Below are 20,137 nucleotides of genomic sequence, written 5' to 3' on the forward strand. Positions count from 1 at the left end.
AAAGGTTTGCTCTTTGGCAGGAGTCTCTCCCATCTGAAAGCTGGATAAGGTCAAGGAATCTCCGACCTTTAGCTTGTTCTTCTTAGCCAACTCTTGGTGGATCAAGATCTGGCCGCGAGCCTTATCGGATAAGTGCTTGCCTTGCACCAGTTGGAAACTACCACTGCGGAAATCCAGGTGCTGGTCTGTTTTCTGGGTAAAGACAGCGCCTAGCGCTTGCTTGGCTTCCTGCCCCAGATCATCCCGCTCTACCGACTGCTGCCCCGTCACCGCTTCTTTACCAAGAATGCGAACGGGACTTTCATATTGAGGAACCATGCCTCCCACCCCAGCTAGTCGCTGCACCTTTTCAGCCTCTTTCAGCGCAAAGGGAGTATTCCCCTGCTTACTGGTCAGGGCAAAACTGGTCCCAGCCGACTGTTTGATATGTTCCTCCAGCCTTCCTCCTACTTGCATCAGTGAAAAACAGAAATATAAGCAAGAGAGGATCAAGAGGAGAATCAGAAAGAGAACCAGATTCCTCGTTCTTTTTCGAGAAATATAGGCGATTGCCTGTTGTAAGAGCATGAACTCACCCTCCATTTCAAGGTCCACAGCGATACAATGTGGACGCTTTCATCATTTGTTATAGTTATTATAGAAAAGAAATGTGAAATGTTTATGAAATAGAAAAAAAACTCCCCCAGAAAAATCTGGAAGAGCCTTAGCAAGGGGTGGATGAAAAAGTTTAATATGAAAAAGGTCGATAAAAATTAAGAATCAAAAAGTTTTAATTTATTCGATCAAGTTTTTGTCTTTAGACATGTATGTGGGAAGTATTCCCCCCTTGCTCTAGTGTAGAACATTTATCTACTTCCTATATTTTAACGCATCTTTGTTACAAAATAAAGGAATTTGTATTGCATTTTTGTTCCAAATATCGAACAGGCAGGTTACTTCAAAATACCAACTATCTATCTACCTGCTTCAAAGGTTATTCTTCCCGTAATTTCACTATATGTAAACAAAAACCCGCACCTCAAATAACTGCTCTGATCCCCATCAGATCGATCTTAGTTTCGTCAAGCAAGGAAACCGAACTGTAGAAAAAACAGGCTTCAGCCAAATTTAATTCACAAACTTTCGTAATATATATAAATATGCATCCTTCTGCCACAAAGAAAAGATTAGAATAATCAGTTCATCCAATGATTGATTGAGGATTGGAGACTTGCTAACCTCTTTGAGCTAGTAAGATGATTAGGTAGACTGCAACATAGTGGCTACCATCCAATGATTAGGTGCTTTATTACACAGGTTACGACGCGAAAAAGGGAGGAACGATACTTTCCTCCCTTTGAGCTAGTAAGACGTTTAGCCAAACCGCCTGATAGCGGTTGGCGTCAAATGATTAGAGGCATAGCCTCAATCAAACACACAGGTTACGACAGAAAATAAAGAAGGCCGATAATGCCTTCTTTGTTTTCTTAGTAAGACACTTCGGCAAGACACCATAGTGCTTGCCGTAGCCTAATGAGGTGCTTCAGCACCCATTAGGCTAAGTGTGTTACATCATCCCACCCATCATGCTTGGATCCATAGCCGGTGCTGCTGGAGCTGGTTCTGGTTTGTTGGCTACCACTGCTTCGGTCGTCAAGATAAGACTTGCTACGGAAGCCGCATTTTGAAGGGCTGAACGGCTCACCTTCACTGGGTCGATAATTCCTGCTTCAATCATGTTGACCCATTCACCTGTTGCAGCATTGAAGCCTGTTCCGACTTCTGCATGTTTCAAGCGATCGATGACGATTGACCCTTCATAGCCTGCATTGTGGGCGATTTGGCGTACAGGCTCTTCCAAGGCGCGAAGCACGATGTTGCGTCCTGTAGCTTCATCCCCTTCCAATTCAAGGGTTGCAACTGCAGAAATAACATTGGCAAGGGCCGTACCACCACCGGAAACAATTCCTTCTTCAACCGCTGCGCGTGTCGCATTGAGGGCGTCTTCGATGCGGAGTTTCATTTCTTTCAACTCCGTTTCAGTTGCAGCTCCGACCTTGATGACTGCAACGCCACCAGACAATTTGGCCAAGCGTTCTTGTAATTTTTCACGGTCAAATTCTGACGTTGTGGTTTCAATTTGTGATTTGATCACGGCCACACGGTTAGCGATAGCTTCAGGATTTCCTGCACCTTCTACAATGACTGTGCTATCTTTGTCCACTGTCACTTTACTTGCTTGACCGAGCGCCTCAATGGTCGCATCTTTCAACTCAAGACCGAGATCTTCTGTGATAACAGTACCACCTGTCAAGATCGCGATGTCTTCTAGCATAGCTTTGCGACGGTCTCCAAATCCAGGAGCCTTAACAGCTACGACATTAAAGGTTCCACGAATCTTGTTCAAGACAAGCGTTGGGAGGGCTTCTCCATCCACATCATCCGCAATGATCAAGAGCGGACGGTTGCTTTGAAGAATACTTTCAAGCAATGGCAGGATTTCCTGGATGTTTGACACCTTCTTGTCGGTGATCAAGATATAAGGATTTTCAAGGTCTGCCACCATTTTTTCATTATCAGTGACCATGTATTGAGAGAGGTAACCACGGTCAAACTGCATTCCTTCCACGACTTCCAACTCGGTTTCCATTCCACGAGATTCTTCAATCGTGATCACTCCGTCGTTGCCCACTTTTTCCATGGCTTCTGAGATGTATTCACCGACTTTTTCAGAACGAGAAGAGACAGCTGCAACCTGGGCGATGGCTTCTTTATTAGCAACTGGAATGGCATTGTTTTTCAAAGCTTCAACAGCAGTCGCAACCGCTGCTTCAATCCCACGACGGATACCGATTGGATTCGCACCCGCTGTAACGTTCTTGATCCCTTCACGGACGATGGCTTGGGTCAAGACAGTCGCAGTTGTTGTTCCATCTCCAGCGATATCATTGGTCTTCGAAGCAACTTCTGATACCAATTTGGCACCCATATTTTCGAAATGGTCTTCCAATTCGATTTCTTTAGCGATGGTCACCCCATCATTGGTGATCAATGGTGACCCAAATGATTTTTCAAGGACCACATTGCGGCCTTTTGGTCCCAAGGTCACCTTAACGGTATCTGCTAGGATATCTACCCCACGGACCATGGCTGCACGAGCATCTGATGAAAATTTAATTTCTTTTGACATACATCTTTCTCCTTTCTGATTCTTTAAGCTTCAACAATGGCAAGAATACTTGCAGTCCCAACAATCGTGTACTTCTCATCGCCGTCTTTCACTTCAACGCCTGCATGATTTTCCACCAAGACCGTATCGCCGACTTTGACACTTGGTGCTACCAACTCGCCACTGAGGGTCCGAACTCCCTCACCTACAGCGATGACTTCTGCTGTTTTGGTTTCAGCTTGACTTGCTTTTGCGATGACAAAGCCACCGACTGTTTGTTCTTTTTCTTCTACTTTCAAGACCACGCGGTCTCCTAGTGGTTTTAACATGTCATTCCTCCGTTCTTGTATTTTAGCACTCTTCAACAACGAGTGCTAACTCATGTTTCTATTGTATCACTTGGTCAAAAATAGTCAAGAAAAAAACACCTCAATCTCTTCGAAGTGTTTTCGATTTCTAGCCAACCAAATTTAGTTTTTGTTGGTAAGCTTGGATAACTTTTTGTAAGTTGGCTCGACCACGATACATCCCATACCCCACTACCAACATCCCTGCTATTCCAATCAGGGCGATCAAGCTACCTAAGATCAAAAATAGGAGGGAAGTCTTGTGAAAGAAATAAATCAGCAGTCCACCAATACTGGCCATGAGAAAGAGCACACTAAACCAGCGACCCAAGTTTTCCAACATATGGCGTTGGTAGCGAATTTCCGTCTCATACCCTTTTATTAATTCTTGTCTGGTGTGCATAGATGCCTCCTTCAATAAAAATTGAGAATGAAGTATTCGTAAAGGAGGTCACGTACTTCATTCTCAATGCTCCGGTTGCAATAAACTGTTTCCAGTTTTCTCTTAGTATTTGAGACCTGGGTCAAAGATTCCAAGAGCTACCCCAGCTAAGGCGATGATGACTAAGAGAAGCATGACCTTGTTTGGTGAGACTTTCTTCTTCGCCATGAGCCACCAGCAAAGAGTGATAAAGGCAGCAGTCAAGAGACCTGGATAGACGCCATCAATCTTTTCTTGGATTTTAAGGAAGGCTTCTCCGTCAGCATTTTTGAATTCGAGGGCTGTTGTAACAGAGACCCAAGTCGCTGCTACAGCACCGATGACCATACCACCGACCACACTAATTGCTTTACGAAGGGCTTGTCCTTTTGGTCCTACAAGGAATTCAACAGCCTTGTCCCCTAAGTGATAGCCTTTGAAGAAGGCGAAACGCATGCCTAAGTAGACCAAGAGGTTCCAAACGACGATATAGAAGAGAGCTCCTGCAATGTTTCCGCCTTTAGAAAGACCAAGGGCAATCCCGAGAAGTACAGGAATTAAGGTCCCAACAACCAAGGAGTCCCCAATCCCAGCGATTGGACCCATCAAACCAGCACGCATCCCGTTGATGGTTTCGCCATCTACTGCTTCTCCATTGGCACGCGCTTCTTCCAAACCAGCTGTGATCCCTACAACCAATGATCCCAATTGTGGTTCCGTGTTGAAGAAGGCTGTATAGGTTTGCATGGCTTCTTTTTGTTCTTCTTTGGAATCATACATTTCTTCCACGATTGGAAGCATTGAAGTCAAATACCCAAAGGTTTGCATGTGTTCTTGAGAAAAACAAGTCAAGTGACCATAATACCAATGATGGAATGCTTTGGTTAGCGTTTTCTTTGAAATTTTCTTTTTATCAGCCATCTTAGATATCCTCCTCATCATCGTCAAAGTCATTTACTCCAGCAGGGACGACTTTCATTGTTTTAATCACTTCAAGTTCATAGTAGATCACTGCAAAGATCAATGAAACTACCGCACTCGCTACCAAGTTCAAGCCAAGAGATTTTGCCAAGGTAAATCCAACAAAGAATGGAATGAAGTCTCTTACTTCTGTAACGATTTGCTTCAAGAGGATGGCAATACCGACACATGGAAGAAGGGCACCGACTGTAAAGAGGGCTTTCATCCAGTAACCATCCATTGGAAGGTATTGTTTCATCAAATCCACCATGTTTTCACCGTATTTGGTGATAATCATGGTTGGAAGGAAGGAGAAGAGGAAGTGAGAAATCCATGGGTAAACCCAATCAACTGCGTAGAGTTTTTTGAAGTTTCCTTCTTCAACGGCTTTCCAACCGATATGTTGCCAAAGCAAGTTCATGGTTGCAGTACCGTAGAAAAGAACGGTACCGATAGTCCCAACGGCTGCACCGATTGGGGCTGCTGCCGCTGCAATTGCTGCCTCACCCGTGATATTGTTAGCATGAACAAATAAGATAGAAAGGGGAATTCCGATATAAGAAATAGCCCGTACATCAGCAGATACAGTTCCACCAGGTGTTACCAAGGCGATATAAACGACCTGAAGGGCAACCCCGACCATGATACCGGTTGTCACATCTCCAAGGATTAACCCTGAGATCAACCCACCAACTAGGGGACGACCAAGTGTATAGTTCCCGATACTGGAACCACCCATACCAGGCATTGAAGACAAGCTGGCGAAAATACCAAGCAAGATTGCTTGAATCCATGAAATTGTCATAACAAACGCTCCTTTTGTTTGTAAGTATAGTTTAGTGACGAAGAGCTAGGATGCTCCCCTCTCTAGAATCCGAATTTTGATTTAAAATCATCCCAGTAACCGATGGATACATCTGGAAGCAACTGGAATTTCACCTTGTAGCCTGCAGCCTGAATGGCTTCGATGGCTTCTGCTTCTTCCTGGGTGATGGATTGGTTATTTCCCAATTTCACAGCACCCGGACGGTCATTTGCAGGACCGACAATGATTTCTTTGACATCGCCTGGGACAAACCCTTGGTCTACCAAAATTTCTTTCATATCGATGGGGTTCTTAGTAATCAAGAAATAGCGAGTTTCTGATTCCGTTACTTTGGCAGATTTTTCTTTGAAAGCTTCCTTGGTCCAAACAAAGGTTTTCTTATCTGAAGCCCCTTTATAGGCTTGAATCAAGACCTTGTTGGAAGCTGCTGCGTCGTTGACGGCGATCAAGCCATCACAAGGCTTTTCTTTAGCCCATCGAGTTACTGTTTGACCGTGGATCATACGGTCGTCAATCCGTACAAATGATACTACCATTTTCTAACCTCCCTTAGTTAAATATCATCTTCTTCATCATCGTCACCCTCTACCGGGGCAAGGGTAAATTCTTGCAAGGCTGTGGAAGCTTCGGATAAAATCACCTGGGCTAAATCAGCCCCCTCCATCATGTCCTTCATCACAACTGCTGTCAGCGCCATGGTCAAGTTCATTCCACCTAAGATCAAGGCTGTACTCAGCTTTCCTTGCTCCTCTAGCACTGTCGTTGCCGTTGTCAAAGGACTGCCACCTACAATGTCTGCTAGAACTAAGACAGAGTCCTCATCTGTTAAATGGGAAATCGCCTGACGAAAATCATGAGCAAAATCATCTACCGATTTGCCTTCTTTCAGTCCGACCGCAATCACCTGATCTATCTTATCCCCAGCAAACATTGCCAGCGAACTTTTCAGACCTTCTGCCAGTCCACCATGACTGACCAATACCAGATACTTCATCCTTTCTCCTCCTTTATGATGACCTTATTGTATTGTTTTTGAAAGCGTTTTACTATTGTCATTTGTCACAAAGAAAAGTTGACATCTGTCAATAAAAAAATGACATCTGTCACTTGACAGATGCCTAGTTGCTCTTAACGAAACTTCTCCCGAAGCATTTCCTCAATAATCTTTTGAATTTGAGGCAATTGATTATCAATATCCTTTGCTTTTAGAGCATTATGAATCAAATAATCCAATCGATCCCAGATATCATCGGGTAGGTTGCCAGGAGTACTTAGGACAGCCTTTTTCATAATCTGGTCCAGGGTCCGATTCGTCAAGGAATCAACCCCGAAATCATCCGCTTTAAGAAGGTCCCGACTTTCCGAACTATTGACCACCGAAGGGAGGACAGAGGTCCCCTGCGACTGCCGGAAGAGTTCCTGCTGGACCTGCTGGTCCTGGGTCAAAAATTCCATGAATTCCTTGGCCTCCTTGCTAGCACTGGCCCGAGAAGACAGAGCAAACAAGGACGTATCCACTAAGGTTGACGGAGTTGATCCAGAAGCCCCGGGCATAGGGATACAGGTCCAAGTGAAATTTGAATATTTGGCAACATGATAGGGATAAGGTTTATAAGTTCGGTACTGGGCCAAGGTCATCGGATAAAAAGCGACCTTGCCTTCATCAAAATCCTTAGAAGTAACATTGAAATTCCCATGAAGGGCTTCGAGTTTTTCGACAAAATAGAGCGAGCGCTTCATTTCTTTACTCGTCAGATTAATGTTATCCTGACTGAAAAGCTGGCCACCATGGGCTGCCAAGGCCTCCCTCCAGGTATAATCTGTACTTCCAAACTGATCTAGCTCACCATCTCCATCTGTATCCCGCGTCACTTTTTGACAAATCGTATAAAATTCCTCCAAAGTCCACCCCTCTTTCGGAATAGCAATCCCTTCCTTTTCCAATAAATTTTTATTGACACACATCAAAACAGGATTGCTCTCAAATGGGAGGGCATACTGACGGTTCTTGTATTTACCTGCTTCTAGGGCAACTGGATAAAAATGAGAAGGATCGACCTGTTTGTCCATCAAGGGGGTCAAATCTTCTACCGCCCCACGCGCAGCTAACACCGGGAGCTCAGTACTGGATACCATATATAGATCTGGCTCCTGTCCATGGAGGATCTGATTGGCTAACCAGCTCGCATACTGATTCTTCGGAATTCCGCTTTCGTAGACAATCTTTACCCCTGGATGCGTTTTTTCGAAACGAGCAATCGCTTGGTCCAAGACTTTTTCTTCCGTTTGGGTGGGCACATCCCAGCTAGATCCAGCGTAGACCCCCAAGCGGACAAGCTTAGGCTGACGCTGCCACCAAATCCCTCCAGCAAGTAAAAAAAGAAAAAGCAAGCCTAGAAACAATCTGGAGCCTCGAATCTTACGTATTTTCTTCATCGGCTATCACTTTCTGTTCCAAAATCCTTAGTGGTCACACCTTTTTGAACAGACCAAATAGCCAACTGGGTCCGATCCCGCAGGTTCAACTTAGACAAAATGGTTGACAGGTAATTCCGAATCGTTCCCTCAGATAGGAACAATTTGGCTGCGATTTCCTTATTAGACTCCCCAAAACCAACCTGCTGGATGATCCGCCATTCAGTCAGGGATAAGTCGCTCACATATTCTTCAGAAACGGAGATCGTGTAATTGCTCTGAGCCATCTGAGAAAAAATCTGAAAAACCTTACTAGCAATATTAGGGTTAATCATGGCTCCCCCATGATAGACAATTTGAATGGCTTGATAGAGCTCCTCTGTTGAAGCCCCTTTAAGCAAATACCCTGAAGCTCCATATTTCAAAGCACGAAAGATGAAATCATCATCGTCAAAGGTGGTCAGAATGATGATTTTAACCTCAGGGAAGCGTTCCTTGACTTCTTTTGTCGCCATCACACCATCCATCTTGGGCATACGAATATCCATCAATACGACATCTGGTCTATCTTGGGGGATTCGCTCTATCACCTCGTGACCGTCCGCCACTGCAGAAGTCACCTGAATATCTTGATGGGCAGACAAAATAATTTGGAGCGACTCGCGAATCAGTGCTTGGTCATCCGCAATCATTACTTTGATCATAAGATCTTTCCTCCTTTTTCTTTGGGTAATTCAATTCGTGTATAAAATCCATTTCGATTGGCAAATTCTATCCTTCCTCCCAAGATAGAGACCCGCTCTCGCATTTGTTTCAAGCCATAGCCGACCTGTAGTTGGTCAAAGCCGACCCCATTATCTTGGAGAAGCATGACATAGGCATCTTCCACCAAAAAGGAAATCTGCATGTGGGTCGCATGACCATGGCGGACAGAATTGGTCATGGACTCCTGAATCACTCGAAAGACGGTATCCTCCACCATGACATCCAGATCTACATCATCCCAGTCATAGGTTAGCTCGACTTGTAAGTTGGAAATAGCTTGGTATTCGTGAACCAATTTCAAAACCGCATCCCTCAAGGTATGGTCCTCCAGGGCACCTGGCCGAAGCTTGTTCAAAGAGCCCCGGACGTCCTTGATTCCATCTCGTACCACCGTAGAGACCGATTGAAGCTGGGTCTTGGCACGACCAGGGTCAATATCAATCAAAACCCCAACTGCATCAATCCCTGCAGAAATACCCGTCAAGGCATGGCCCAGAGTATCATGAATTTCCCGTGCTATTCGCTTGCGCTCCCGGTCCTCCGCAATCTTTTCCGAAAGGGCCATGTAGCTATTTAATTCCGTATTGACCTGAGAAACCATTTCTAACTCTTTTTCGATCCGATGGTGCTCTGCCACTACCGATAAAATGTAAAAGAGAAGAGAAATAATAAAGACAACCATATTTAAGGAAGCTAGCGCATTTTTAGCGAATAGGATGAGCATCCGAATTGATGAAGGATAGAAGGCAATATAGGCATCTAGCGAAGGCAACTGCACAACTAGAGAAAGAATGTCATAATTGGTCACAAGGAGGACTATGAAACTTAGAAGGATAAAGGCAAACCAATAGCGTCTGTCCTTGGAACTACTAAACTCTTTGGAACCATAAAAGATATCGGCAAATACCAAGAGGATGATCCCATTATAGGAGAAGCTGAGGGCCATCATGACGCCTAGCATCAGCAGTATTTCTAGAATATTCCATTTGTCAAAAACCGACCACTCCTGTGTCCCTTGACGCATCCGATAAAAGGTAATGAGAAGAATCCCTCCAAAAAGAAGGATGGAGATCCAAAAATTCTGAGCTGGTGAACTCGGTATTTCTCTTAATTGCTCCAATAATTGATACCCTTGCCCCTTGGCAATGATGTAATTGGTCGCATGCAAGTAGAGGGAACTGCTAAATAAGATGGCGATAAAATTAATGATTTTTAGCAAAATCAAACTATAACGAATGCCACGAAGCTTGGTCATTACTGCCACCCGTTGACATCATAGTGGTCAACATTATCCTTATCAATCATCTCTACTGGGATCTTATATTGTTCCTTGTAGGGTTTTCCTGTCCTCATGCACTCAATTACTTGCATCACCTGTCTCCCCATTTTAAGAGGAGATTGGGCAACCGTCCCTTCGATATCATCCGTCGTCGAGAGTAAGACCTTCATATCCGGAGAGCCATCGATTCCATAGATAGAAATCGGCAGAGCTAATTGGTTTTCCTTGATGGCCGCTAGGGCTCCGATAGCTGCCCGATCATTTAAGGCCACGACAGTATCAAATACCAGACCATCCTGAATGACCTGGGAAACAGCTGGTAAGGCCAATTCCGTTTGACCACGGGTCTCTTCTCTCCCAACGACCTGATAGGCAGGCTTCGACTGGATGGTATCTAAGAATCCTTGGATCCGTTGCTCTGCCGATACCGTCCCCTTATGCTCTAAGAGTAGGATCTTCGCCTCATTTTTCTGCTTCATCAGGCGCTGGGCGACCAAGACCCCGGCTTGGTAATTATCAGACACCACACTGGCATCCACCGTGAAATGGCTGAGCTGACTATCCACTGCAATGATTTTAATCCCTGCCTCTCGAGCTCGCTTCAGGGAAGCAATGATTTTAGGGCTATCTCCTTTGACGGGGTTAATTACAATCACATTGACCTTTTGTTGACGAAAATAATCTATTTGCTGACTTTGTTTTTCCTCGTCCAATTCTGGATTACGAACTAGAAGCAAATCCCCTTTTTCGTCAGCCACTCGTTCAATCTCTGCATTCAGTGTTTGGTAGAATTCATTGTTCATGGTCATGTAGGTCACACCAATCCGCATCTGCCCTTTTACCGGTTTTAGTTGGCTAGCATTCAAATAGATGACCACTACCACAAAAACCAGGCTCCAAAATATCGTATAGATCATCACTCGATTGTGTTTCTTTTGAACAGCTTCCTCTTCTAACCCCATCTCTTCTCCTCTTAAAAGAACGAACCATTTTACTATATAAAGATTTTTTGTTCGTATTTAATACCTTGTATTATATCATTTTTTATCAAGAGCTTGAAGGTCTTTAGGAAATGAATGCGTTTTACTCATAAATCCATATGATGACTTACCCCTGCAACTTCCGTGAGAAGTTTCGAAAAAGAAAAAACGACACAGCTGACCAGCTGCACCGTTCTCTTCTGTTAAAAGGGAAGCTCTTCCTCTTCCAGGATGAGATCCGCTAGATCTCCTCCTGCTCCATTGGCCCGCATCGCTCGTTGAGCACGACTTTCTAAGAGCTGGAAGCCTTGACAGAGTACCTCTGTCACATATTGGGTCATTCCATTCTTCTCATAGCGTCTGGTTCGAAGCTCACCGTCCACAGAAAGCAAACTCCCTTTATTGGCATAGGAGACAAGGGTCTCTGCTAATTTCCCCCAGACCACGAGAGTGATAAAGTCCGCCTCCCGCTCGCCATTTTGATCCTTGTAACGACGATTGACAGCCAGGGTCGCACGCGCAACGGACTTATCCGTACTGGTCTTATGAAGCTCTAGGTCAGCCACAAGGCGCCCGATTAAAATTACTTTATTGTACATATTTCTTCCTCCTACTTATATAATTCGTAGTTTTTTAGCCATTTGAGGAAAAAATAAAAAAGAAACTGGGACAAAAGTCCTAGCCTCTCAATTGTCTTTGGATTATCGAGCGAGACGCAGTGGTTGAGTGGGCTCTACTACGCTGAATTCATCAGCTTTTACAGCCCTACTCAACTGTGCGGAGGTGGGACAACGAAATCGAATTCTAACGAATTATCGATTTCTGTCCCACTCTCTTATCCTTGCCAGTGACGGGCAGGGTCAAAGGGAGTTCCCACCTCTTCTGTATCTTGCAATTCGATAATCCCACGTTTTTGTGGAGCATTTGGCAAGTGCAATTCGCGTGGACTACACATCATGCCAAAGCTCTTTTCTCCACGAAGGGCTCCTGGGAAAATCAAGCTACCATCTGGCATCATAGCACCTGGAAGAGCCACAATCGTCTTGAGACCTTCACGCGCATTTGGAGCACCTGCTACGATTTGAACTGTCTTGTCTGGTCCGACAGCCACTTGGCAAATGTTGAGGTGGTCACTATCTGGATGAGCCACCATTTCCACGATTTGCCCCACGACAAACTTAGGCTCCTTGTCATTGACCAAGACCTCTGCAAATCCTTCAGCCTGCAATTCTTGATTGAGGCGTGCAACCTGCTCATCACTCAAGAAAATTTGCCCCTTACCTTCAAGGGCAAAGAAGGTCGAAGCCTCAAAAATATTCCAGGCTACGGTTTCTTGCTTGTCTTCACGGTAGACACGGGCTACTTTGCCTTTGCGCTCTACTGCTAACTTGGCATCCCCACTGTTTTTCAAGGTGAGCATCAAGACATCGCCGACTTGTTCTTTATTATAGGTTACAATCATTCTTTCTCTTTCTCCTACTTCAATCCTGCTAAAAATTCTGAAATCTGCGCCTTGGTTTTGCGATCACGATTGACGAAACGCCCCAGTTCCCGATCCTTGTCTAGGACCACCAAACTCGGAATGCCATAGATATCCCAAAGCTTAGCCAGGTCTAGATACTGGTCTCGGTCAACCAAAATGAAGGTAAATTCAGGGTTTTCCGCTTCAATCTCTGGCAAAAAGGGCTGGATATACCGACAATCGCCACACCAATCCGCTGAAAAGAAGAAAACCTTCTTTCCTTCTTGCTCGACATAGCTAGCTAATTCCTCTAAAGACTGTGGAATGATCATAGTTTTTCCTCTTCATAGTGAAGGAGGCCCTCTTCATAGACAAAGCGATAGTGGCGCTCATCCTCAAATACGAGCCCTCCTACCAGACGCTCTTCGTTTGATTCATAGAGTTCCACATAAAGGGTCGCAATCTTCCCCATATTCTCCATTTGCTCACGGACTTCTGCGACTAACTCTTCTTGCGTCCGCAGACGTTTTTGATCTTTGGCAATTTTATAGGCCCCAAGGGCAAGAGCACTTGCACTAGCTGCTGCAAGGCTGGATAAAATGATTTTTTTAGCTTTCATACCTCATATTGTAACACAAAATACAAGCTGGGACAACGAAGGAGAATAGTTCTCCCCATCATGACGATCTGCTTTCATTCCCGTCAACTGCCACTACCATCTCGACTAAAAAAGTGATAAAATAACAATCAGAAAGAAGGTAACTTATGACTGATTTATTTTCTAAAATCAAAGAAGTAACAGAACTTCCTGCCATCTCTGGCCACGAAGCGCCTGTTCGCGATTATCTACGCAAACAGATCACCCCACATGTGGATGAAGTGGTCACAGACGGCTTGGGAAGCATTTTTGGGGTACGCCACTCAGAAGCGGCTGATGCTCCTCGCATCATGGTCGCAGGCCATATGGATGAAGTTGGCTTTATGATCAGTGAGATCAAGGCAGACGGCACCTTCCGCGTGGTGGAAATCGGTGGTTGGAACCCTATGGTGGTCAGCAGCCAACGTTTCACCCTTTTGACACGCGATGGCCATTCCTACCCTGTCATTTCTGGATCTGTTCCCCCGCATTTGACACGTGGCGCAAACGGTCCTGCCCTTCCAGCAATCGGGGATATTGTCTTTGATGGTGGCTTTGCCAACAAAGAAGAAGCCGAGAGCTTTGGAATCCGTCCAGGCGACACCTTGGTCCCTGAAAGCACTGCAATCTTAACAGCCAATCAGAAAAACATCATCTCCAAAGCTTGGGACAACCGTTATGGGGTCTTGATGGTCAGCGAATTGGCACAAGCCCTCTCTGGACAAGCCCTAGCAAACGAACTCTATGTCGGAGCGACTGTCCAAGAAGAAGTCGGACTGCGCGGTGCAGGGACTTCTGTGACCAAGTTTGATCCAGAAATCTTCCTGGCTGTTGACTGTTCTCCAGCAGCAGATGTCTACGGAGGCCAAGGAGCTATCGGTGAGGGAACCCTCCTTCGCTTCTTTGATCCAGGTCACCTCATGTTGCCAAATATGAAGGACTTCCTCCTCACCACCGCTGAAGAAGCCGGCATCAAGTACCAATACTACTGTGGAAAAGGCGGAACGGATGCTGGAGTAGCCCACTTACGAAGTGGTGGTGTGCCATCTACTACCATCGGAGTCTGCGCACGCTACATCCACTCCCACCAAACCCTCTACGCTATGGATGACTTCCTTCAAGCCCAAGCCTTCCTTCAAGCCTTGGTCAAAAAATTGGATCGTTCAACCGTTGATTTAATTAAGAATTATTAATATTTTTCCAAAATAATTGTTTTAAACCCCCATTTTGGGGTTTTTTTGATATAATACTGAATGAATATTGCAACGGGTGTTCTTTTGCACTCCCCTTTCCCCTATGTGAAAGGCGGAGCACCGCTAAAGATCACCCTCGCTTCTTTATTGGAGGTTTAAATGAAGAAACAAGCTTTTAGTTCCGAAAAGTATTTGAATTTGCAACGCGATCACATCCTCGAGCGCATCAACCAATTTGATGGCAAGCTCTACCTAGAGTTTGGAGGAAAAATGTTGGAAGATTTCCACGCAGCTCGTGTCCTTCCTGGTTATGAACCAGATAACAAAATTAAGCTTCTCCAAGAACTTCGTGACCAAGTGGAGATTGTGATTGCTATTAATGCCAATAACATTGAGCATTCAAAAGCGCGTGGTGACCTAGGAATCTCTTATGACCAAGAGGTCTTCCGCTTGATTGATAAATTCAACGAATTGGGCATCTATGTTGGCTCTGTCGTCATCACTCAGTATGCTGGTCAACCAGCTGCAGACCTTTTCCGCAAACAGTTGGAAAAGAACGGTATCGCCTCTTACCTCCACTACCCAATCAAGGGCTACCCAACGGATATGGATCACATCATTTCTCCTGAGGGAATGGGGAAAAACGACTACATTCAAACTAGCCGTAATCTCGTTGTCGTGACAGCTCCTGGTCCTGGTTCTGGTAAATTGGCGACTTGTATGTCCAACATGTACCATGACCAATTAAATGGCATCAAATCTGGTTATGCTAAATTTGAAACTTTCCCAGTTTGGAACTTACCTTTGCATCACCCAGTGAATTTGGCCTATGAAGCTGCTACTGCAGACCTTGACGATGTCAATATGATTGACCCATTCCACCTCCAAACCTATGGCGAAACAACGGTCAACTACAACCGGGATATTGAAATCTTCCCTGTCTTGAAGCGGATGTTGGAACGCATCCTCGGAGAATCTCCTTACGCTTCCCCAACAGATATGGGTGTGAACATGGTCGGCTTTGCCATCGTGGACAATGACGCAGCGATTGAAGCCTCTAAGCAAGAAATTATCCGCCGTTACTACCAAACCATTCTGGATGTGAAAGCAGAGCGTGTCGGAAACGGAGCTATTAAGAAAATTGAACTCTTGATGAATGACTTAGGCATTTCACCAAAAGACCGCCAAGTCACCGTCCTTGCCCGTCAAAAAGAGGAAGAAACCGGTGAACCTGCCTTGGCCCTGGAATTGCCGAACGGAGAAACCGTGACAGGTAAGACTTCTGACTTATTTGGTCCAACGGCAGCTGTTCTCATCAACGCCATCAAGAAATTGGCCCATATTGATAAAGAAACCAAGTTGATTGAGCCAGAATATGTGAAACCAATCCAAGGCTTGAAGATCAACCACTTGGGCAGTCGCAACCCTCGCCTCCACTCAAATGAAATCCTCATCGCCCTCGCCATTACCGCCATGAACCATCCAGAGGCAAATCTTGCCATGCAAGAATTGGGTCGATTGAAAGGGAGCGAAGCCCATTCAACAGTCATGTTGACAGACGAAGATAAGAACGTTCTTCGCAAACTGGGCATTCATGTGACCATGGATCCAGTTTACCAATACGATCGCTTGTACCGCAAATAAAGAAAAGCAAGGCTAGACCGTTGGTCCTAGCTCCATATACAAAAAATCCCCTGAGTGCCTGAACCAGTTGGCACCCAGGGGATTTTTCATAGTTTAATTGAATGGAAAATTACCTCTCCTTAAAAAGATAGAGGCCCACAATCAGTATCGGGACAAGGAGAAGGGGATACACTTCTTTTGGCAGTAAGTCCGTTTCCAAACTCAACCAAAGGAAAAAAACAGCCAAGACAATCGCGATCAACCATTTTACAAGATAAGATTTCATGACGCCCTCCTGCTCCTAATCTATTTACGCATAGTATACTCCTGCTCAATTAACCTGTCAAGGTAAAAAAAGTAGTCGACCATTGGATCAACTACCTTTTGTTTCTTTCACAGCCTCCCACAGTTGTCGGATCTGTTTTCTTTGGACAGGATCCACAAAGTAAGGAGCAATTTCATTTAAGGATTCTAGGACAAATGCCCGTTCTGCCACATACGGATGAGGGAGAATCAAATCTGGACTATAGAGGATCAAATCCTCCATATAAAGGAGATCCAAATCGATGACCCGTGGTCCCCATTTGATCTCACGGACCCGACCCATTTCTAGCTCGATTCCTAGCAAGGTCTCAATCAAGTCTTGGGGCGTAAACCAAGTTTCGACCTCTACGACTTGGTTGAGAAAGCTATCTTGCTCGACCCCTCCCCAAGGTGCTGTCTCAATCTGAGAAGAGGTTTGGAGAATCGTAAGCCCCTTTTCTTCTAGTCTAGATACAGCCGTCGCCAACTGTTGTCCCTTATCCCCCATATTGGTTCCCAGACCAATAAAGGCTCGTCTTTTTTCTCGTTCAATCGTGACCGAGCAGGTATCCAAAGGTAGAGGAACTGGCGCCCAAGGTTTTTTCAGCTCAAGTCGAACCTTTTTGACAAAGTCATAGGTTGCAAAAATCTTCTCCACAAGCTGAAAAGCTACTGTCTCAATCAAATCAATTTTCTCAGCTTGAACCCAATTTGTCAGTTGCTCTGCTAAGATTCCATAATGGATTGAAGCCGTCAAATCGCCCGTCCGAGCAGCCCGGGTCATCTCATAATCGACACAGACATCCAAGACAAAGCGTTGCCCCAATTCCTTTTCAGCGGAAAACACACCATGATAGGCATAAATTTCCAAATCTTTAATCCGTAATTGATCCACCATCATCACCTCAGTTTATCTAGGGATTAGTGTCCCATCAGTTTATAGGCTTCGTTTTTCAAGTCTTTATCTGTCTCGAACAAGCCACGCGCTGCTGTCGTTACAGTAGCTGTCCCTGGTTTGCGCACCCCACGCATGTTCATACACATGTGCTCTGCTTCCACCCAAACAAGGGCTCCCTGCGCTCCCAGATACTCCATCAAGGCATCCGCGATTTCCACTGTCAAGCGCTCCTGGATTTGAGGCTTTTTGGCGTACACTTCCACCGTCCGAGCTAGCTTAGAAAGGCCCGCTACGCGCCCATTTGGGATATAGGCAATGTGGACCTTGCCATAGAAGGGCAAGAAATGGTGTTCACACATCGAGTGGAAGAAGATATCCTTTTCCACCACCATATTGTTGTCCACAATCTCAAAAGATTTTGATAGGTGGACTTCCGCAGTTTGGTTGAGACCTGCAAAAATCTCTTGGTACATCTTGGCAATGCGTTCTGGTGTTTCTTGCAAGCCCTCACGGCTTCCGTCTTCACCGACGGCGTCGATAATCATCTTCACGGCTTCTTGAATTTTCTTTGTATCCATGTCATCTCCTACTGATTTCTTCGATTAGAAAGGCTCTCACCTGAGCCAAAAAGTACAAGGATCCCGTCACTAAGAGGAGATCAGATTGTTGCGATTCTCTTTCTAGATATTGGGTTAAAAACACCTTCCATTCTTGATAAGGCAGGCCTTTTTGATGGGCTATTTCCTGCATGTCTCTCACGGAATAGGCGCGTGAATCCTCAAAGGTCGTCAAGGTTAATTGACTCTTTTTCAATCCGCTCCACAGTTCCAGCATCTCCTCAATCGCCTTGGTCTGGATACAGGTAAACAAGACTTGTTTGTCCAACTGTCCATACCGTTCTTTCATGGTGGCTACAAGAGGGGCTACTGCATGCGGATTATGGGCGCCATCTAGAATGATGAGAGGCTGGTTAGAAATAACCTCTAGGCGTCCCGGCCACTGGACCCCTTCCCAAGCTTGGAGGATTTCTTCTCGACTTAAGAAAGAGAGCCCCTTTTCTTGACAGAAGGTATCGCAGAGAGCCAGGGCCAGCCCGGCATTGTCGACTTGATGAAGTCCCAAGAGCCCTGTTTTTAGTTGCATTTCTTCCCGATACTGGCTCTGATAGCCAAAGACTTCCCCATCAGCCAAAGACGCTTGGTAGCTAACTAAAAAGTCCTGACCTAACAGCTCTACTGGTGCCGATAAGCGGTTCGCCCGCTGCACAATGACTTCTTGGGCTTCCAGTTCCATCCGGCCTAACAAGACCGGAATCTTTTCCTTGATGATTCCCGCCTTCTCTCGAGCAATGGAGGCCAAATCTGGCCCTAAGAGAGCCACATGGTCCAGACCAATCGTCGTGATGGCTGTCAAAATAGGCTGACAAACATTGGTACTATCGAGACGCCCCCCCATGCCCACTTCCAAAATGACCACATCTGGCTTTTCTACTGCAAAATAATCAAAAGCCAGGACGGTCATCAACTCGAACTCGGTCAAGCCCAGCAAGGTCTGATCAGAACTATTGTTTGCAAGTAAGTCCTGATAGAGGGACAGATAAGTCTCTAAATCCTGATCTGAAATGGGAAGCCCATTAATACTGATTTGCTCATGAAAGGAAACTAGATAGGGGGAGGAGAAAACACCAACCCGCAATCCTTTTGCCTCTAGTAAAGACCGTAAATGGGCTAGAGTCGATCCTTTTCCATTGGTCCCAGCTAGATGGATTACAGGACAGGCTAAGTGTGGGTTTCCCCTCAAGGCCAGCAGGGCTCCCATTCGCTCCAAGCCAAAATGGGGCTCGTAAGAACGATAAGTGGCTAACCAACTGAGATCTACTGTCATATCTCTTCTCTTTTCTTTAGCGATATTGTTTCAAATGAAGGTCCTGCGCTTGATCGGCTTGGTAGACCGCACTACCGATAGCTACCGCCATCTTATGAAGAGGGATATCATGCACACGCACAATTTCTACCCCTTGGCTGGCAGCCACACTCGTCAAATGACTAGAGGCCAAATCCCGATTATAGAATCCTTCTTTCGTTTCAGGGTCGGTCTCAAATCCCTCTTCTTCTAGAATATTAACCACAAAGCGCTTCCGAGAGACTCCTAAAAAGATTGGATACCCCTTAGCATGAATGGTTTTTAAGTCCTGCAAGAGTTGAAGGTTTTCCCGCTTGGTCAAGCCAAAACCAATCCCAGGATCTAAGAAGAGTTGATCCGGACTCAATCCTGCCTCCTCTGCTCGCTCAAGGCTCTTAGCAAAGAAGGCCCACATGCAGTCTTGGATAGAGAGACCTTCAAACTGCGCCAACTCCTCCGATGAAAAGGCCGGCTCAAAGCCAAAGGTTGGAAAAATGACGGAACTTGGATGATGAGGACGAGCCATGACTGGATTAAACATAAGAATGGCTCCAGCCTGAGCTTCTGCAATCACCCTCGCCATTTGTGGATCCCCTAACAAGCCTGTAATATCATTGACTAAGTCTGCACCAGCTGCTAGGGCTACACGAGCGACCTCTGACTTCCAAGTATCAACCGAAATCAAGATATCACTCTCTGCTCGAATCGCTTCAATGACGGGCACGACTCGCTGGATTTCTTCCTGAATTTCCACAAAATGACTCCCTGGACGTGTGGACTCCCCACCAATATCCAGTATGCTTGCTCCTTCTGCTATTAACTTTCGAGCTTGCTCGAGAGCTCCTTCTACCGTTTGGTAACGTCCACCATCTGAAAAGGAGTCGGGGGTGACATTGAGGATGCCACATAGAAGGGTCCGATCCTTGCCTAGTTGTCTCCATTCACTCTTTGACATATCTTCCTTCATCTTTCTAAGAA

22 protein-coding genes and 1 pseudogene are annotated in these 20,137 nt (G+C 45.5%); 2 read left to right on the forward strand and 21 right to left on the reverse strand.

Features of this window, described 5'->3' with window-relative positions:
* The 16 genes and pseudogenes from RCH62_RS03505 to RCH62_RS03580 all read right to left on the reverse strand — a co-directional run.
* A pseudogene (locus tag RCH62_RS03505) lies at positions 1-567 on the reverse strand (ABC transporter permease); the annotation flags it as partial.
* A gap of 979 nt (positions 568-1,546) precedes the next feature.
* Positions 1,547-3,169, reverse strand: coding sequence for a chaperonin GroEL (groL, locus tag RCH62_RS03510; protein ID WP_306474634.1), 1,623 nt, complete (start codon positions 3,167-3,169; stop codon positions 1,547-1,549).
* A 23-nt stretch (positions 3,170-3,192) separates the two neighbouring features.
* The gene (gene groES / locus RCH62_RS03515; protein WP_006595108.1) at positions 3,193-3,477 is read right to left on the reverse strand and encodes a co-chaperone GroES; all 285 of its coding nucleotides are present in this window, start codon (positions 3,475-3,477) and stop codon (positions 3,193-3,195) included.
* Between the two features lie 127 nt (positions 3,478-3,604).
* Positions 3,605-3,898, reverse strand: coding sequence for a DUF202 domain-containing protein (locus RCH62_RS03520; protein ID WP_306474635.1), 294 nt, complete (start codon positions 3,896-3,898; stop codon positions 3,605-3,607).
* 102 nt (positions 3,899-4,000) lie between these two features.
* Positions 4,001-4,855: a PTS system mannose/fructose/sorbose family transporter subunit IID gene (locus RCH62_RS03525; RefSeq protein WP_042361448.1), complete on the reverse strand. Its 855-nt coding sequence runs from the start codon at positions 4,853-4,855 to the stop codon at positions 4,001-4,003.
* Complete coding sequence (locus RCH62_RS03530) at positions 4,839-5,681, reverse strand: PTS sugar transporter subunit IIC (protein ID WP_048789492.1); 843 nt, start codon at positions 5,679-5,681, stop codon at positions 4,839-4,841. Before RCH62_RS03530 ends, RCH62_RS03525 begins: the two co-directional genes overlap by 17 nt.
* A 62-nt stretch (positions 5,682-5,743) precedes the next feature.
* Positions 5,744-6,238: a PTS sugar transporter subunit IIB gene (locus RCH62_RS03535; protein WP_006595112.1), complete on the reverse strand. Its 495-nt coding sequence runs from the start codon at positions 6,236-6,238 to the stop codon at positions 5,744-5,746.
* Between the two features lie 17 nt (positions 6,239-6,255).
* Entirely contained in the window at positions 6,256-6,696 is a 441-nt protein-coding gene (locus RCH62_RS03540; protein WP_048789491.1) for a PTS sugar transporter subunit IIA, read from the reverse strand.
* 134 nt (positions 6,697-6,830) lie between these two features.
* Positions 6,831-8,138, reverse strand: a complete 1,308-nt coding sequence (locus RCH62_RS03545) for an ABC transporter substrate-binding protein (protein ID WP_061564661.1) — start codon at positions 8,136-8,138, stop codon at positions 6,831-6,833.
* Complete coding sequence (locus tag RCH62_RS03550; protein ID WP_061564660.1) at positions 8,135-8,821, reverse strand: response regulator transcription factor; 687 nt, start codon at positions 8,819-8,821, stop codon at positions 8,135-8,137. The genes RCH62_RS03545 and RCH62_RS03550 overlap by 4 nt, the downstream gene beginning before the upstream one ends.
* Positions 8,818-10,137, reverse strand: coding sequence for a sensor histidine kinase (locus tag RCH62_RS03555; RefSeq protein ID WP_061564659.1), 1,320 nt, complete (start codon positions 10,135-10,137; stop codon positions 8,818-8,820). Before RCH62_RS03555 ends, RCH62_RS03550 begins: the two co-directional genes overlap by 4 nt.
* Positions 10,137-11,123 carry a substrate-binding domain-containing protein gene (locus RCH62_RS03560; RefSeq protein WP_306474636.1) on the reverse strand — a complete coding sequence of 329 codons (987 nt, stop codon included), beginning with the start codon at positions 11,121-11,123 and terminating at the stop codon, positions 10,137-10,139. The genes RCH62_RS03555 and RCH62_RS03560 overlap by 1 nt, the downstream gene beginning before the upstream one ends.
* 221 nt (positions 11,124-11,344) lie before the next feature.
* Positions 11,345-11,740, reverse strand: coding sequence for a single-stranded DNA-binding protein (locus tag RCH62_RS03565; RefSeq protein ID WP_048789488.1), 396 nt, complete (start codon positions 11,738-11,740; stop codon positions 11,345-11,347).
* A gap of 236 nt (positions 11,741-11,976) precedes the next feature.
* Positions 11,977-12,603 carry a YtpR family tRNA-binding protein gene (gene ytpR, locus RCH62_RS03570; RefSeq protein WP_048717533.1) on the reverse strand — a complete coding sequence of 209 codons (627 nt, stop codon included), beginning with the start codon at positions 12,601-12,603 and terminating at the stop codon, positions 11,977-11,979.
* Positions 12,604-12,617: 14 nt separating this feature from the next.
* Positions 12,618-12,935, reverse strand: coding sequence for a thioredoxin family protein (locus RCH62_RS03575; protein ID WP_048789487.1), 318 nt, complete (start codon positions 12,933-12,935; stop codon positions 12,618-12,620).
* The gene (locus RCH62_RS03580) at positions 12,932-13,222 is read right to left on the reverse strand and encodes a DUF4651 domain-containing protein (RefSeq protein WP_048789486.1); all 291 of its coding nucleotides are present in this window, start codon (positions 13,220-13,222) and stop codon (positions 12,932-12,934) included. Before RCH62_RS03580 ends, RCH62_RS03575 begins: the two co-directional genes overlap by 4 nt.
* 146 nt (positions 13,223-13,368) lie before the next feature.
* On the opposite strand from RCH62_RS03580, the gene pepA reads away from it, so the two are divergent.
* Positions 13,369-14,433: a glutamyl aminopeptidase gene (gene pepA, locus RCH62_RS03585; RefSeq protein WP_023027574.1), complete on the forward strand. Its 1,065-nt coding sequence runs from the start codon at positions 13,369-13,371 to the stop codon at positions 14,431-14,433.
* A gap of 159 nt (positions 14,434-14,592) precedes the next feature.
* Positions 14,593-16,077, forward strand: a complete 1,485-nt coding sequence (locus RCH62_RS03590) for a DUF1846 domain-containing protein (RefSeq protein WP_006595123.1) — start codon at positions 14,593-14,595, stop codon at positions 16,075-16,077.
* Positions 16,078-16,186: 109 nt separating this feature from the next.
* On the opposite strand, the gene RCH62_RS03595 is transcribed toward RCH62_RS03590, so the two are convergent.
* The 5 genes from RCH62_RS03595 to folP form a co-directional block, all read right to left on the reverse strand.
* Positions 16,187-16,342, reverse strand: coding sequence for a hypothetical protein (locus tag RCH62_RS03595; RefSeq protein WP_164555426.1), 156 nt, complete (start codon positions 16,340-16,342; stop codon positions 16,187-16,189).
* 87 nt (positions 16,343-16,429) lie between these two features.
* The gene (gene folK / locus RCH62_RS03600; protein WP_048789506.1) at positions 16,430-17,254 is read right to left on the reverse strand and encodes a 2-amino-4-hydroxy-6-hydroxymethyldihydropteridine diphosphokinase; all 825 of its coding nucleotides are present in this window, start codon (positions 17,252-17,254) and stop codon (positions 16,430-16,432) included.
* A 26-nt stretch (positions 17,255-17,280) separates the two neighbouring features.
* Complete coding sequence (gene folE, locus RCH62_RS03605; RefSeq protein ID WP_048717524.1) at positions 17,281-17,835, reverse strand: GTP cyclohydrolase I FolE; 555 nt, start codon at positions 17,833-17,835, stop codon at positions 17,281-17,283.
* A 1-nt stretch (position 17,836) separates the two neighbouring features.
* Entirely contained in the window at positions 17,837-19,141 is a 1,305-nt protein-coding gene (locus tag RCH62_RS03610; protein ID WP_306474637.1) for a folylpolyglutamate synthase/dihydrofolate synthase family protein, read from the reverse strand.
* A gap of 16 nt (positions 19,142-19,157) precedes the next feature.
* Positions 19,158-20,114: a dihydropteroate synthase gene (folP, locus tag RCH62_RS03615; protein WP_306474638.1), complete on the reverse strand. Its 957-nt coding sequence runs from the start codon at positions 20,112-20,114 to the stop codon at positions 19,158-19,160.
* Positions 20,115-20,137 lie beyond the last annotated feature (23 nt).

It is taken from the genome of Streptococcus sp. (genome assembly GCF_030825805.1).
In the GTDB taxonomy this organism is placed as follows: domain Bacteria; phylum Bacillota; class Bacilli; order Lactobacillales; family Streptococcaceae; genus Streptococcus.